The 15,641-nt window shown below is 51.3% G+C and carries 12 protein-coding genes; 6 read left to right on the top strand and 6 right to left on the bottom strand.

The window, feature by feature from the left end; all coding sequences use genetic code 11:
* Positions 1-11 precede the first annotated feature (11 nt).
* The 5 genes from GX117_00285 to hisI all read right to left on the bottom strand — a co-directional run bounded on the left by GX117_00285 (position 12) and on the right by hisI (position 3,796).
* The gene (locus tag GX117_00285; GenBank protein NLO31782.1) at positions 12-1,178 is read right to left on the bottom strand and encodes an NAD(P) transhydrogenase subunit alpha; all 1,167 of its coding nucleotides are present in this window, start codon (positions 1,176-1,178) and stop codon (positions 12-14) included.
* 184 nt (positions 1,179-1,362) lie between these two features.
* A complete protein-coding gene (locus GX117_00280; GenBank protein ID NLO31781.1) occupies positions 1,363-2,193 on the bottom strand; it encodes a glutaminyl-peptide cyclotransferase in 831 nt (276 codons plus the stop codon).
* Between the two features lie 82 nt (positions 2,194-2,275).
* Positions 2,276-2,719 (bottom strand): hypothetical protein, encoded by a 444-nt coding sequence (locus tag GX117_00275; GenBank protein ID NLO31780.1) that lies wholly within the window; start codon positions 2,717-2,719, stop codon positions 2,276-2,278.
* A 275-nt stretch (positions 2,720-2,994) separates the two neighbouring features.
* On the bottom strand, positions 2,995-3,168 hold the full coding sequence (rpmG, locus tag GX117_00270; GenBank protein NLO31779.1) for a 50S ribosomal protein L33: 174 nt from the start codon (positions 3,166-3,168) through the stop codon (positions 2,995-2,997).
* Positions 3,169-3,325: 157 nt separating this feature from the next.
* Complete coding sequence (gene hisI / locus GX117_00265) at positions 3,326-3,796, bottom strand: phosphoribosyl-AMP cyclohydrolase (GenBank protein ID NLO31778.1); 471 nt, start codon at positions 3,794-3,796, stop codon at positions 3,326-3,328.
* Positions 3,797-4,092: 296 nt separating this feature from the next.
* On the opposite strand from hisI, the gene GX117_00260 reads away from it, so the two are divergent.
* The 3 genes from GX117_00260 to dinB all read left to right on the top strand — a co-directional run bounded on the left by GX117_00260 (position 4,093) and on the right by dinB (position 9,942).
* Positions 4,093-7,422: a DUF4981 domain-containing protein gene (locus GX117_00260; protein ID NLO31777.1), complete on the top strand. Its 3,330-nt coding sequence runs from the start codon at positions 4,093-4,095 to the stop codon at positions 7,420-7,422.
* Between the two features lie 98 nt (positions 7,423-7,520).
* The gene (locus GX117_00255) at positions 7,521-8,681 is read left to right on the top strand and encodes an exo-alpha-sialidase (GenBank protein ID NLO31776.1); all 1,161 of its coding nucleotides are present in this window, start codon (positions 7,521-7,523) and stop codon (positions 8,679-8,681) included.
* A 52-nt stretch (positions 8,682-8,733) separates the two neighbouring features.
* Positions 8,734-9,942, top strand: coding sequence for a DNA polymerase IV (gene dinB / locus GX117_00250; GenBank protein NLO31775.1), 1,209 nt, complete (start codon positions 8,734-8,736; stop codon positions 9,940-9,942).
* Positions 9,943-9,985: 43 nt separating this feature from the next.
* Here the strand turns inward: dinB and GX117_00245 are convergent, their stop codons facing one another.
* Entirely contained in the window at positions 9,986-12,061 is a 2,076-nt protein-coding gene (locus GX117_00245; protein NLO31774.1) for a hypothetical protein, read from the bottom strand.
* Positions 12,062-12,718: 657 nt separating this feature from the next.
* Between GX117_00245 and GX117_00240 the strand changes: the two genes are divergently transcribed.
* The 3 genes from GX117_00240 (at position 12,719) to GX117_00230 (ending at position 15,606) form a co-directional block, all read left to right on the top strand.
* Positions 12,719-13,033 carry a hypothetical protein gene (locus GX117_00240; GenBank protein NLO31773.1) on the top strand — a complete coding sequence of 105 codons (315 nt, stop codon included), beginning with the start codon at positions 12,719-12,721 and terminating at the stop codon, positions 13,031-13,033.
* A 211-nt stretch (positions 13,034-13,244) separates the two neighbouring features.
* Positions 13,245-14,033: a serine O-acetyltransferase gene (gene cysE, locus GX117_00235; protein ID NLO31772.1), complete on the top strand. Its 789-nt coding sequence runs from the start codon at positions 13,245-13,247 to the stop codon at positions 14,031-14,033.
* Between the two features lie 172 nt (positions 14,034-14,205).
* Positions 14,206-15,606 carry a hypothetical protein gene (locus tag GX117_00230; GenBank protein ID NLO31771.1) on the top strand — a complete coding sequence of 467 codons (1,401 nt, stop codon included), beginning with the start codon at positions 14,206-14,208 and terminating at the stop codon, positions 15,604-15,606.
* Positions 15,607-15,641: the final 35 nt, after the last annotated feature.

Here is a 15,641-nt window from a genome sequence, read left to right as displayed (position 1 = left end):
CCCTGAGGTCTTTAGTCTCCTGCCAATCCCATAGCTCTTAAGGTACCTTGATGAACGATCCTACCGTCACGGGTCACGCAGGCGTCTTGAATCAAATCATCGGCAGCGTGTTCATCAATATTCCCATCAACGGCAATATGACCAATATATTCATAGAGATTATGGGCAAACATGCGCGTGGAGTCTATGGCTAATGAAGCAGGTATATTGAGCAGTCCCACGAGCAGCACATCCTTGTGTACATAGCTTTCGCCGGGCCGGGTCAATTCGCAATTGCCGCCCTGATCAATCGCCACATCCACTATGACCGCGCCTTTTTTCATACCTTCCACCATGGCTTTTGTGATAAGTATAGGCGCTCGTTCTCTGGGCACCAAGGCGGTGAGAATGATGATATCACTTTGCGCAACGACGGGCGTGAGACTCGTCCGCTCCCGTTCATAGAGGTCTTCTGACAGGCGCTTGGCGTATCCGCCTTCCCCTACGCCCTCCCCCTCTTCAAGCGCAAATGGCACCAAGAGCGCGCCGAGACTGCGCGCCTGCTCGTTCGCTTCAGGCCGAATGTCTAAGGTGCTTACCCGCGCCCCCAAGCGCTTGGCAGTGGCAATGGATTGCAAACCGGCAACTCCTGTACCTACCACCAGTACTCGGGCAGGCTCTATAATGCCTGCATCTGTGGGGATCATCGGTACAAAACGTGCCAGATGATGGGCAGCTGTAATGACGGCTTTATACCCCGCCACTGTGCTCATGGAAGTGAGTGCATCCATATGCTGTGCTCTGGAAACACGGGGGATGCTGTCGAGGGAAAAACTGGTAATATTGCGCGCCGCTAACAGGCGGACTGTGTCATGGTTCAAAGGATTAGCTGGATGCAAAAAACAAACCAAGACCGTTTTCTCGGGAATGAGCTCGCCCTCATGTACGCCCAGATCCGGATTGAATTGTGGTTCTTTTACTTTGAGAACCAGCGTAGATCGGGCATACACGTTTTTGACATCTGCAAGGATTTCCGCGCCGGCGGCACGGTAGCTGTCGTCGTCAAAAAAAGCGCCCAAACCTGCCCCCGCTTCAATTAAAACTTGCGCCCCTGCTGCCACGTAGCGGGCCGTCGTTTCCGGCGTGACTGCCACGCGCCTTTCGCCCGAAATGATTTCACGGGGCACCCCAATCGTCAATCCCTTTAACGATGTCATGGCTCATCTCCTTGAGTGTGATAAAACACGGTATGACGTCGATATCGAAATCGCAACGAATCTTATTATACCAATCTGTATTGTCTATCCCAATTATCAAGCTCTGGGGGAAGCGGCCGCCACTATAAGACAATTTTACAAGGGCGGGATTATGAAGAAGGATAGTTTATTGCGGATAGGGAATGCTGCGCTGTTCTACCAATCGAATTTCAAAGAGCTTTGGCCAATACTTTCCGGTCACGAAGAGGCGCTCCCCCGAGGCATCCCAAGCAATGCCATTTAAGACATCAACGTGTTTGCGCTCTTCTTTGGTGAGGAGTCCTGTCAAATCAATCCAAGCGGTGACATAGCCGGTCTGAGGGTCGATGACGGCGATACGTTCTTCTCTCCAAATATTGGCGAAAACCTTGCCGTCTATAAACTCAAGCTCATTGAGGTTTTTAATGAGCTTTTGACCGTCACGCACATAAAGACTGCTCAGCGGTTGGAAGCTGTCTTTATCGAGAAAGCGCAATTGCGCCGTGCCGTCACTGAGAATAAAACGGCTGCCGTCAAAAGTTAATCCCCACCCTTCCCCGAGATAGCTATACTTACCTTTGCTTTCAAAGGTATTTCGGTCATAGATAAAAGCAGTCTGATTTTTCCATGTGAGCTGGATAATTCGATCCCCCTGCAACGCAATACCTTCCCCAAAATAGCTGCGCCCCAGATCAACACGCTGCAAAGTCTCGCCCGTCTCCAAGGCGACTTTTTTCAGGCAGGAAGCGCCGTGCATACCCGTCCCTTCATAGAGGAAACCATCGGCAAAAGCCAATCCCTGTGTGAAGGCTTGGGGATCGTGGGGAAAGGTATTGACCACTTGTACCGTATAAAAGACAAGGGTTTCAGGCGGTTCTCCGTCCGTCGGCGGCACAGAACGGGGACAATTCACACAACAGCCCGCAATGAAGGCCGTGCTGAAGAGGATCAGAAAGAGGAAAGCATAGGAGCTGAACATGCAATAATGCACTAAAAACGCATTCCTTTTATAAGGGTTGTTCCGCAGTGTCCCGCGCACTTCCATGACAAGGACTTGTGATTTATTCGTAGCTGAATAAAATATGGGGCGCGTTGACCGTGTCGTAAATGACACGCACCACAAGCACGGTGCTATCGTGGGCAACGGACATATCTGCAGGCAGTCGGTGCACGTATTCCACATAATCACCATCTATAAAAAAGGTGACGGCAGCTGCGAGCACCGCGCTCTCACTTTTAAAATTAAAGCTTTGGGTGAGTCCGGGCTGGAGGGCGACGGTGTGTCCGCTACGATCGGCGGGCAACAAATTGCGTGCATTCTTAAGGAATTGCCGTTGAATCTCTTCATCCTCACAGAAGGGCGCAATTTTGATCGAAATCAGGGGATAGATACTGGCGTTGATAACCTTCGCTTGGTATGCTTCCGCAGGTGTGCACTCAGGCAGCAACGAGAGGAAACAGACCAACCCCAGCGCTCCAAAAAAGTGAATCATCCAAACACGCATAATTAAGGCTCCTTATTGCTCAGATACACACATGAAAGCAAAGCATTATTCATAGATACATACGCGTATCATGTTAGTACTGAGTGTACAAGAAAAACAATGCTCTTTTCCACAGATCATTCAATTGCAGAAACCACTGCAGAACTTCTATGTCGAGAATTGAGATCGACGCTCGGAAATGGGTCAATACGAACACCGTTCAAAGCGCAGCATAGGGACGCAGGCATGCAGCAAGAATAGGCGGCGAAGTATCATCGCCGCAATGCCGGCACGCCTTATTTCTTCTCGCGGTGGAGCGTGTGCTTGCGCAGGGTCGAATTGTATTTTTTCAGTTCGAGCCGTTCGGGATGGGAGCGCTTGTTTTTCTCCGTATTATAACGAGAGGTACCCGGCGCTTCCGTACATTCCAAAATGATGGTCTCGCGATTGCCTTTTGCTTTGGATGCCATAATATCTTTTCCTTCTCTCAACAGCGCTTATGGATAAGCGCAAACCAGTTCTATCGTAATGAATTGCAGTCCATTCGAATTCCGTTGATCGCTGTCGAATGAACCTCACATAAAACGCATGTTAATCCTTTGTTCCAACACGGTAATAAAGCTGTTTTTATATGCGTGTCGGATTAGGCGCATCCCCATACACTTCTTTGGGGTCAAAAACCTTTTCCGTCTCCGTAAAGGTCAAGTCTAAGGCTTTTTTAGCTGCCTCGCCCACGGGAACGGAGCGGTAGAAACAGGAGCGGTAGCCCACGTGGCAGCTTGCGCCGCCTTGAACATCCACACGGAGCCAAACCGTATCCTGATCATCGTCAATCCGCATTTCGATCACTTTTTGAACCAGACCGCTGGTAGCGCCTTTATGCCACAGTACCTGACGGCTGCGGCTCCAATAAACAGCCTCTCCCAATTCAATGGTTTTTTTCAAGGCTTCTTCATTCATATAGGCGTGCATCAGCAATTCGCCCGTTTCAAAATCTGTGGTCACTACCGGAATCAATCCATGGGCATCAAATTTAGGCGCCAGCTCATTTCCTTCTTCAATCTGTTCAACAGTCAGCCGTTTTGCAAATACAATCACTTCTTTTCTACCTTTCTTGGAAAATGTGCCGGGAGTCAGCGTTAGAGACAGCTATAGATATGACCTAAGGATGAACGCATAGTATAACAAATCTTCCCCGCCTCTTGCATCTCTGCGGAGTTACCGTTTCACGCCCCTTAAAGCCTTCCTTTTCCAAAGGTGGAATCGGCAGGGCAAAGGCAAGTAAAATGGTTCCGTGAGTCACGGACGGCGCAGCCTCGAAATCGCGCGGTGATATCCTTAATTTCGAATAGGAGGCATGCGCCGTGTTGAAATCAGGAAAAGGAGTCTTCTCTATGAACAGGAAAACAACTGTGCACAAAATTGGAACGGACGGGGAATCCCTGAAAGGGGCTTTTTTTTTGGTCCTCTTGGCGGGATGCTTTTTGATGCTTTCCTTCCCTGCCTGCAGCTTTGCGGATAACACAGTCTTGGAAGACTGGCAAAATCCGCGTCTGTTGGGGATCAACACCCTGCCGCCTCATGCGAGTGCGGTCATTTGTCCGGACAAAGAAACGGCGCTGCAAATTGGTCCCATTTGCAACGAGGAACGTATCAAATCGCCGTGGTACCGATCTCTAAATGGCCTGTGGAAATATCATTATGCCGCCAACCATTTGGGGCGCATTCCGGACTTCTCCAACCCTGAATTTGACGATAGCGATTGGGATACCATTCCTGTCCCCTCCAATGTGGAAATAGAGGGCTACGGTATTCCTATTTATGTGAACATTCCCTTTCCTTGGCCTAAACCATGGAAACCGCCTTTCGTGCCCGAAGACGATCCCAACAACACGGTCAGTTCCTACCGGCACCGTTTCACGCTGCCCGAGGAATGGCAGGACCGACGTATTCTCATCACTTTTGACGGCGTCAATTCCATGTTCTATCTTTGGGTCAATGGGCAGCAAGTAGGCATGGGTAAAGACAGCCGCACCCCGGTTGAATTTGATATTAGCGATTTTGTGAAGGAAGGAGAAAACCTCATCGCTGTCGAGAATTTCCGCTGGTGTGACGGCTCCTATCTGGAGGATCAGGACTTTTGGCGCATGAGCGGTATTTTTCGGGATGTGTATCTTTGGTCAACCGATTCCGTTCACCTTCGCGATTTCGAAGTACAAACATTTCTCGATGAAGACTGCCAAGACGGCGTCCTAAAAGTGGGTGCAGAAATCGAAAGTCTTCAAGGCAATGACGGAGAGGTCACGCTGCACGTCGAATTGACTGATCCTCAGGGCACAATCATCGGCGGCACAGAAAAAATCATGGATCTAAGCGTGGCGGGAACGGTCAAAGAATCCCTCGAAATTGCCGTGACAGCGCCGGAAAAATGGAGTGCAGAATTCCCGACCTTATACCAATTGGTCTTGTCCTTACGTGATGATTCGGGAAAGCCCATTGAAGTGACTGCCGTTAAGACCGGTTTCCGCAGGGTAGAGATTATTGACGGCAATCTGCTTGTCAACGGCAAACGCGTTCTTGTGAAGGGCGTAAACCGTCATGAAACCGATCCGGACTTGGGGCAGGTGGTGACCATGGAAGGCATGATCCGAGACGTCTTGCTCATGAAACAATTCAACGTCAATGCGGTGCGGACGAGTCACTACCCCTGCGTCCCCGCTTGGTACGACCTCTGCGACCGCTACGGTCTTTATGTGGTTGATGAAGCGAATGTAGAAAGCCACGGCATGGGCTATGGAAACCAGTCTTTGGCGAATCCGCCGGAGTGGCGTGATGCCCACGTAGACCGCATGGTCAGAATGGTGGAACGGGACAAGAACCATCCCTCTATTATTATCTGGTCTTTAGGCAATGAAGCGGGTAACGGTCCCAATTTCATGGCATCCTATGATTGGGTAAAAGCCCGTGATCCGCACCGCCCTGTGCAATACGAACGGGCGGGACTGGATCGAAACACTGATATTTTTTGTCCCATGTACGCGTCGCCTTCCATGCTGGCAGATTATGCAGATGGCAAAGCGGTAGACGGCGGCTGGGGACGTTCTTTCACCATAAAAGCCGGCGAAGCGCGGACGAAGCCCTTTATTCTATGTGAGTATCTCCATTCCATGGGCAACAGCAGTGGCAACATGTGGCTCTATTGGGATCTCATTTATTCGAAGCCCTACCTGCAAGGCGGCTTCAGTTGGGATTGGGTGGATCAAGCCTTGCGCACCCCTGTCGCTGTGGAACCGCCCCGCGTTCATCGCGCTGTCCGCGACGACGAAGATTGGTTTTGGTCCTATGGCGGTGATTACGGTCCGCCCGACACGCCCAGTGACAGAAATTTCCTCTGCAACGGCGTGCTCTCCCCCGATCGTGTCCCCCACCCCGGACTTTATCAGGTCAAACATGTATACCAATACATCCATTGCTCAACGGTGGACCTTGCCGCCCGTACCGTGGCGATTAAGAATTGGTTTGACTTCACGACGCTTCCCGACTTGGTGACACTGCATTGGCGGGTAACCGGGGACGGAAACAGGATCCAATCGGGAAGCTTCCCGTGTCCTGCCGCAGCGCCCGGCGATACCGCCACCGTGACGATTCCTGTACAGCCCTTCCAACCGGAACCGGGTGTCGAGTATTTCTTAGAGCTAAGTTTCCAACTGGCGAAAGACGAACTTTGGGCGGAGCAAGGCCATGAAGTAGCGTGGGATCAGTTTAAACTGCCCGACTATACGCCGCCCCGCTCCCTTCAGGCACAGGATATGCCTGCGCTCGTGGTGGTCGAAACCGCTGAAGAAGTGACCATTGAAGGCGAGACCTTGACCGCTCGTTTCAATAAAGCAACCGGCGAGCTTGTCTCCATAAATACAGCAGGAACGGAACTGCTGCATACACCGCTGCGTCCCGACTTCTGGCGCGCGCCCATCGATAACGATCGCGGCCGTAATATGCCCAATAGCCAGGGGATCTGGAAGACCGCTCATGAAGAGGCACAGCTCCGACAGTTTCGCATCGATGACGCTGATCCGAGCCGCGTGAAAGTGATTGTCACCCATAACCTACCCAAGGTTGAGGTGCGCTGGAACACCGATTACACCGTGTTCAGTAACGGTGAAATCTTGGTAGAAGCTTCCTTCCTTCCCAAAAAGAAGAATAAACCCGCTTTGCCTCGGCTGGGCATGCAGCTGGTACTGCCCGCCGGATTTGACCGTATCACCTGGCTGGGTCGGGGCCCCTATGAAACTTACTGTGATCGCATGGATGCTCCGATAGGGCGCTATAGTGGTACTGTAGCGGAACAATTCTGCTATGATTATGTCAATCCGGGCGAAAGCGGCAACAAAGTAGAAGTCCGTTGGACAGCCCTGCAGCAAGATACCGGTCAAGGGTTATTGGTCACGGCTGAAGCAGACAAGCCGCTCAGCATAAACGCCATGCACCATAGCATTGAGGATTTAGAGACGGCAATCCATCCCTTTGAACTGCCCCATCGCGACCTTGTTATACTCAACATAGACTGGAAACAACAGGGGGTCGGCGGCGATGATGCCTGGGGATCTTGGCCTCATGAACCTTATTTAATTCCTTGTGAAGCCACATCTTACCGCTTCCGGCTGCGGCCGATTACTACCGATGACGACATTGATACGTGGGCGCGCACGGCGAACCCACGCTAATAGAAGCTGTGTTCATGACCTGTATCGTCATGAATACTTGAATCAGACGATTCCGTGCCAACAACGCACATGATCTTAACGGAAAAGGAGAAAATACAGTGCAACTACGATTATTACTTGTTTTGTCGGTTCTTTCTTTAGGTGTATTTACCCTTGTCGCCTGTGCCCAAGATGGGAAAGCGGAAATCAAACCTCTTGTCGAAAACAAAGGGGCGGAGTGGGTCAACGCATTAGACGAAAGCGCCGTATTATCTGCGAAAGATTTTGAAGCTCGCGTGCTGGAAGCAGGCGGCAGGGTCGATTTTGTTTTTGGTGATGATCGGCCTTTCCCCGAATGTCACGCCAGCACCGTTGCCCAAGCGCCTGACGGAACCATGATTGCCGCGTGGTTCGGCGGAACCAAAGAAAAAGATCCTGATGTGGGCATCTGGATGTCACGGCTCATTGATGGGCAGTGGCTGCCGCCCTATCTAGCCGTCAAAGTGGAAGAGACGGCACACTGGAACCCTGTTCTTTTCACCGATGCAGAAGGCGAAGTACACCTGTTTTTTAAAGTGGCTACTGATGTGCCCATTTGGAAAACATGGTGGATGAGTTCCAAAGATAACGGCGTCACGTGGTCCGAAGCCAAGGAAATGGTTCCCGGCGATGTGGGCGGCCGTGGACCTGTAAAAAACAAAGCGATCATCCTGTCCGACGGCGCTTGGCTTGCCCCCGCTTCGACCGAACATAAACTGTGGGAGAGTTTCGCCGATCGCTCCACCGACCGCGGGCTGACATGGGAACGTTCTGAAGATTTCCAAATCGACCGATCCATTTTCAAAGGCAAAGGATGTATCCAGCCCACCTTCTGGGAATCTGCACCCGGTAAAGTACATGCTTTAATGCGTGCCTGTGCGGGCCGTGCATGGCGCGCCGATTCAGAGGATTACGGTAAAACTTGGACCCCCATACGGGATGCAGGGCTGCCCAATAACAACAGCGGTCTCGACGCCATCAATCTTGAAGATGGCCGGGTGCTCTTGGTCTTGAATCCCGTGGATAGGAATTGGGGCGCACGGACGCCGCTGTCGCTGGCGATCTCCTCGGATAATGGTGAAAGCTGGAACTTGTTCGCCCATTTTGAAGATGATCCGCCCACCACGAAATTTGAATTCTCGTATCCCGCCATCATCTCCACCAAGGAAGGTATTGCCGTATCCTATACGTGGAAACGGGAACGGGTTCGATACTGGTTCATCCCCCTTGCTGCGCTGTGAACCGAAGCTAGGTATTAAACCTTTCTTCGTACACCGCCCTTGATGTTGAATCATGCAACGCCGTTTACTTCATATTGATATGGACGCCTTTTTCGCGTCTGTGGAAATCGCGCGTAACCCCAGCTTACGCGGTCAACCTGTTATTGTGGGCGGAGGCGCCGGTGACAGCCGTGGCGTTGTTACCAGCGCCTCCTATGAAGCGCGCCATTTCGGCGTGCGCTCCGCCATGCCCATCGCCCAAGCGCGACGCCTGTGCCCCCAAGCCGTCTTTATCCCCTGTAGCCATGGATTGTACGGCAAGGTATCACGGCGCATTCACGCCATCTTAGAAAGCGTCACGCCCCAAGTGCAGATGGCATCCATTGATGAAGCAAACTTGGATATTACGGGTTCCATTCATTTATTTGGCAGCGAAGAGGCTTTGGCCGCACATATCAAAAAGATGATCTGGGAACAGGAGCAAATCACCGCAACCATAGGGATCGCCTCCAACAAAGCTGTTGCCAAGATAGCTGCCAACGAAGCGAAGCCTAACTGCTGTCTGACCATTGACCCGGGAGATGAACAAGCATTTTTAGCGCCTCTATCTGTGCGCGTATTGCCGGGCGTCGGCAAACATACGGGCGACTCCCTCGAACAATTGGGCATCATGACCGTGCAGCAGCTCCGTGAAATACCGCCGGGACTCCTCGAACGCTGTATGGGCGAGAATTTGGCGCGGCACCTGCGCGTCTCCGCCATGGGAGAAGGGGACGACCGGATCGTGCTGAATGTCCAACCCAAATCCATTAGCCGAGAAACTACCTTTTCATCAGATCTGACGGATTGGGAAGTCATCCAATCGGTTCTCTTCCGCTTGGTCGAGGACTGTGCCTATACGATGCGCAGCGAAGGATTGGAGACGCGGCGCGTAACCTTGAAAGTACGGTATCGTGATTTCTTGACCAAAACCTTCTCCAAGTCGCTCAGCGAATCCACCTCCCTGGATACGACCTTGCTTGACGCCATCGCTGCATTGGTGCCTAAAGCGAAAAGCAGACGTGCCAGCGTGCGCCTCATTGGGGTGAATCTTTCCGCCCTAAGCGCCCACCAGCATCAGTTAGATTTGTTCCACCACGAACAACAAAAGAAATGGGAACGGGTCATGCAAAGCGTGGATGCAGTACGGGATAAACTGGGTTTTGATGCCATGGGTCTGGGCCGCGGATTAAACCTTACTGAGAAGAAAATAGCGACCGAAAAAAAGCCGGACGAAGACTAACCTTATCCCTGCCGACGGCAAGCGCTTTGTGATCAAGTCCTTGTTAATTTCCCGCTCTGACCACTTCGCTCCGCCACCGATCCTTGTATAAGCCGATCTTTTCAAAGGGGATGTGTTGCAGACCGAGTTCGGCCGCTTCGCTTTCCGACCAGTGGAGTCGTTCCTCCGCCGATTCTCTCATGAAGCCGCTGTCGGGCAGCTCTCGGTTGCCCCGTGATTGGATAACATCGGGAGCACGAAGGAAAAGCTGATCACAACGCAACACCACATTGTTCTCAACCCTATTAAAATCATGATCGTCTAAGAGTTTTGCCAAGGCGGGATAGCGCTCCAGATAGAGGGCGCGGTCTATCTCTTCCGCGTCAAGGGCATCTGCGACAAAGGCATGCCAACGTTTCTCGCCCCAAGGTGAAAAACTGACGGCAGCCGCATTGTCTACAAAGAGATTGCCCGTAATTAAATTATCTTTTCCTCCGTGAATCTGTACACCGCCAAATACGGTAGGCGCCATGGAACAACGTTGAAAGATATTGCCTTCTATAACCACGCCGCAAATGGCATCGTCCAGACGGATACCTGCCTGCATAGAATGGGCATCTTCTTTATCTTTCTTCGGATTGCCCAAATGATGCCAATAATTGTAGCGATACACGTTTCCGTAATACGTCGGATCGCCCCACATATCAGCGCCGCCCTGATCATCGGATTCCAATACAGCTCTGTAGATTTCGTTAAATTCCAACAGATGATCGTTGCCGCCCACGCGGAAAGCACTGCTTGCCACATCATGAATGAAACAGTGGCGGATCTCATTGCCGACACCTGATAACAAGACTCCGGGCGTATAACAATGGTCAATCCGTGACAGGTGGTGGATATGGCAGTTTTCAACTCGATGTTTTCCCGGGCGCAAGCTTTTGCGATCGCCGCCGCTAAGCACTATGCCGCCGCGGCCCATAGAATAAATGTCGCAGGATTGAACATGATGTTCGAAGCCGCCGTTGATCTCCAGACCATTACCCGCCATTTTACGAATGACACAGCCTTCTAGTCGGCAGGCAGTACCGCCTTCCAAAAGAATGCCGTCTGCCGCGCCGCATTCCCATTGAATACCTTCAAAGGAAAGGTAGGCAAGGTCTGTTGCATGCACCATCGAAAAGAGCGCGGCAGAAAGCGACACTCTTGCGCCCTCCAAATCCTGTTTCGGATAGAGGTACAGCTTTTTCTCTGCCCTGTCCAAATACCATTCACCGGGCATGTCCAGTTCACAGAGCAGGTTCAGCGCATAGTAGCGCTGCTTGGCGCGGTAACCATAACCATGCCACGGCTTCTCCAATCGAATGATACGGTTTTCAGCATCGATTGACGCAATCTTTTCGTAGGAATCAGCCCAGTCCCAATACCAATAGCCGTAAAGCCAAGGGTCCGGCTCGTTGACCCACGACAAGGGACGCTCTTCAAGAAATTTGAAAATACCGTCCTTAGGCGTGTCCGCCTCGTCCTTCGCAGCTTGAACTGTGTCCCCTTGGATTTCGCCGGTAAAGATAAAGCCTTCGTTGGGCCAACGCGCCGGTATCATGGGCACATCCTCAACGAAGAGTTCCATGATCGGGTGGGTTACGAATCCCCTGCCACTTGAAAAACCACCCAGCAGCAGTGCAGGCACCTCATCCAATCCCGCTTCAGCAAGATCGGCGCAACGTATATGTTCCCGAGCTGATTCCGGCAGCCTTGCCAAAATCTCCGGATCGTCAACAGCCCTAAAGTTGCGCAGCGGCAAGGCTCCCGTAAAACAAGGCGCTTCAGCTCCGAAGGCACAATAACGAATGGGGGCGGCAGCAGTTCCGGAATCCTCAGCAGTCAAAACAAACGTACGGCGCTGTTCATAGGTGCCGCCGGCAATATGAACGGTAACACCGCCGTCGGGAAGCCCTGCTTCTTTTTTTAATGCGCGGATGGCATCCCGTGCCTTTTCAAGACTTCGAAAAGGAGCCTGTTCTGTTCCCGGATTATCATCGGCACCATCAGGCGCAACAAAGAAGTCGGCAAAGAGCGTTGATGAACTCAGCAGCAACAAAAGCACTATAAAAAGATGGGCGACGGACTTGGTCGTATTCATTTTATTTTCCCTTGGAGCGGATACGCTCTTAGCATGAGTCCTGCAGCATCGGCTGCAGGGGACTGTATTTTCTATTTCGTCTTATTTTCCGGTATGGGCGGGAGTGTTTTCAAATAGGGATAACCACCATTAACAGCAACCTCCGTGTCGTGCACCTAAGTATCTTCAAAATCCCAATCCACATAAGTATTTCTATCGTTAGGATAGATCATCCGGGTATTTTTGTGTCCTCCGCTGCCGGTAAAAGCCTTTTTATGATCATATCAAGATAATTAGAATGATAGACATTTTATGAAAAGATTATTTGAAAAAATTTGCAGTACGGTAGCGGTCGTTGCATTCCGACGGAAGGACGCTGTATATATACGGAATAATAAGAATTCCTCCGTGTGTTTCTTATATAGGAATATTTGCTGCTATAACACGCATAGGCTATTGTTTCGAATCAAAAGGTTACACCGAGGAAAACACAGTATTCCTCGCCCTAATGTTATCCCGACCTGGAGAGACTGACCCTTGCCCAAACTTGGAAATTCTGCATAGTGTATAATAGTGACTATGAATACATTTAAATGTGTTTAAGAATTGTATGTGGACAGGTCTTTTACCGCTATGAGGTAATCGCTTCGCCTGCCCAAAATAAAAGGAGCCCTATACATGGCCGAACCGTACACGATTGAACAACTGGCAAAACTCGCAAGTAATTTTGTCGTAAAAAACAAAGGGATGTGGGATCACGAGAAATGGCAACAATTTTGTGATGCCGCTGCTGCGCTGGGCATTAACGACGACGAAGAATTGCGTCTGTGTCTGGGGGAACTTCTGGAACTGCTCAAAACCTTTTATGTTTCTTTGCCCAAACGTGTGAAAGCGCCTGCCAAAGCCAAGGCAAAACCAAAGGCAAAAGCGAAGCCAAAAGCCAAGGCGAAAAGTACAGTTGCTAAGGCTCCCGACTCAGAGAAAGGTGCTTGAGTACCCAAGGGGCTCATTGCAAAGGCTCCTTGCGACCGCTGCCGGGCAGCGGCGGCGTCCGCACTGTTGCCGCCTGATCCATAGCGGCACAAAAAGCGGTTCATGACCGGAGCGTTTCGCCTTGTCTAAAACAGGCTTGTGCTCGGAGCCCTCCCGATCCCCTCTGATTGAATTGAAGCAGACTAGCTTATAAAGGATTATTATACATTTTATGGAAACGGTTACCCCCGATAGTTTGTGGGAACAAATTCGTGCTGAAGCAACAGAAGGCGCTTGGCGTGAACCATTATTGGCGAGCTTTTTGCACACTACCATCCTCAATCATAAAACCTTTGAAGACGCTTTAGGCTTTCAATTGGCAAGCAAATTGGAAAGCGCCACTTTGCCTGCACTGTCTCTTCGCGACCTAATCGAAGAGGCCTATGACGCAGAACAACAATTGGGTCAATTCGCCCGAGCAGATTTATTGGCAGTCTACGGCCGTGACCCGGCGTGCCGCAAATATTCACAGCCGCTCTTATACTTTAAGGGGTTTTTATCGATTCAAGCCCAGCGTATCGCCCATTATTATTGGCATAAAGAACGCATTCATTTAGCGTTGTTTCTGCAAAGCCGTATCTCTGAAATGTTTGGTGTTGACGCCCACCCTGCGGCGCAATTGGGCAAAGGCTGCTTTATCGATCATGCCACAGGCGTTGTCATCGGCGAGACCGCCGTAGTGGGTGAAAACGTGTCCATGCTCCATGGGGTGACCTTAGGCGGAACAGGCAAAGAACAAGGCGACCGCCATCCGAAAGTGCGCCGAGGTGTCTTGATTTCCACAGGTGCAAAAGTACTGGGCAATATCGAAATTGGCGAGGGCGCTAAGATCGCTGCCGGCGCCGTCGTATTAGAAGATGTGCCGCCCCACACCACGGTGGCAGGCATACCCGCCCATCCCATCGGCAAAGAATCCTTTGCGCAGCCCTCCCTCGAAATGGATCATCATTTCGAAGGCTGAAACGAAGCGCCTATAGCATAAAAACCTTCGTGAAATACGCGATTTACCCCGCCGCTGTGCTATGATCAAAGTACAGTAATAACAGATCGAAGATATCACCTAGATCAGGAGACACGGCATGCGCTTATTTTCAGCTTTTTGGGAGATAGTGGGACTGTTGCTGTGTATCGCATTGGGGACGCAGGCTTTCGCTTCTCCTCTTGACATTGCTTCCAAACGGGAACTCTTCGTCGACGATTTTCTAATCGACGCCATGGAAGGGACACAGCTCGTTATGGGGGTGCCGGAACATAAAGGCACTGCACTGCTCTTTGATGAAGCTTGGGAAGGACGCTATTGCGGCTACGTTACGGTATTTTGGGATGATGGGCAGCGCCTTTACCGCATGTATTATCGAGGCTTACCGGAAGCGGGCAAGGACGGCTCTCAAAATGAGGTCACCTGTTACGCGGAAAGCAGCGACGGCATCCTTTGGAATAAACCGAAGCTGAAACTCTTTACCGTGCGGAACAGCAGCGAAAATAATGTGGTTTTGGCGGGGCATGCACCCTACTCCCACAACTTCAGTCCCTTTCTTAATATACGCCCCGGAGCACCGGCGGAGGAACGCTATCTCGCGCTGGCAGGCACTTCTTCAACAGGACTCAGTGGTTTCGCTTCGGAAGACGGCTTCCGGTGGCATAAAACGGAAGAAGCTATGATCACGGAAGGCGCTTTTGATTCTCAGAACGTGGCGTTTTGGTCGGAATCAGAATCCTGTTATGTCTGTTATTTCCGGAGCTGGTCGGAAGGCGATTACAAGGGCTATCGTTGGGTCAGCCGCTGCACCTCTCCCGATTTCAGGCATTGGAGCGCACCTGTCGTGATGGATGCAGGTGACCGTCCTCCCGAAGAACTCTATACGAACCAGACCCTCGCTTACTATCGTGCTCCCCATATTTATGTTTCCTTGGCGGCACGCTTCATGCCGGGACGGCGCGTGGTATCGGAAGAGGCAGCACGCAAGCTGGGCATTGAGGAGGGGTACTACAAGGACTGTTCCGATAATGTGCTAATCACGAGCCGCGGCGGCAATCACTACACACGCACTTTTATGGAAGGCTTCATACGGCCCGGCATCGGTTTGGAAAATTGGACCTCACGAACCAACTATCCCGCTTGGGGTATTGTTCCTACGGGTGAGACTGAAATGTCCTTTTATATCCAGCACAATTACGGGCAGCCGACGGCGAGGCTTGATCGTTACAGCATGCGGCCCGATGGTTTTGTGAGCCTACGCGCCGGCTATGACGGCGGAAGTATGACCACGAAACCCCTACTTTTTACGGGAACGGCACTCTATATGAATTTCAGCACATCCGCCGCCGGATCCATCCGCGTGGCATTGCTCCATGAGGACGGTTCAGCCATTGACGGCTACGGCTTAGACGATTGCCCGGAAATTATTGGCAATATGGTGGATCAACCCATAGCCTGGCAAGACAAGGAGGATATCCGTGCCTTGGCGGGCACGCCCATACGCCTGCACCTTGTCTTGAAAGACGCCGATCTATATGCCATCCAATTCCGTTAAAATCTGACACATAGTTTGTACTCGATTGTATAATG

The organism is Candidatus Hydrogenedentota bacterium, from assembly GCA_012523015.1.
Lineage (GTDB): Bacteria > Hydrogenedentota > Hydrogenedentia > Hydrogenedentales > CAITNO01 > JAAYBJ01.
The sequence above is the reverse complement of the archived record's forward strand: the minus strand, read 5'-3'. Positions and strand labels throughout refer to the sequence as shown.

Bases quoted from the DNA above. Each gene is read 5' to 3' on its own strand.
- cysE (NLO31772.1), top strand. From the start codon at position 13,245: ATGGAAACGGTTACCCCCGATAGTTTGTGGGAACAAATTCGTGCTGAA.
- GX117_00260 (NLO31777.1), top strand. From the start codon at position 4,093: ATGAACAGGAAAACAACTGTGCACAAAATTGGAACGGACGGGGAATCC.
- GX117_00240 (NLO31773.1), top strand. From the start codon at position 12,719: ATGGCCGAACCGTACACGATTGAACAACTGGCAAAACTCGCAAGTAAT.
- dinB (NLO31775.1), top strand. From the start codon at position 8,734: ATGCAACGCCGTTTACTTCATATTGATATGGACGCCTTTTTCGCGTCT.
- GX117_00275 (NLO31780.1), bottom strand. From the start codon at position 2,719: ATGCGTGTTTGGATGATTCACTTTTTTGGAGCGCTGGGGTTGGTCTGT.
- GX117_00245 (NLO31774.1), bottom strand. From the start codon at position 12,061: ATGAATACGACCAAGTCCGTCGCCCATCTTTTTATAGTGCTTTTGTTG.
- rpmG (NLO31779.1), bottom strand. From the start codon at position 3,168: ATGGCATCCAAAGCAAAAGGCAATCGCGAGACCATCATTTTGGAATGT.
- GX117_00280 (NLO31781.1), bottom strand. From the start codon at position 2,193: ATGTTCAGCTCCTATGCTTTCCTCTTTCTGATCCTCTTCAGCACGGCC.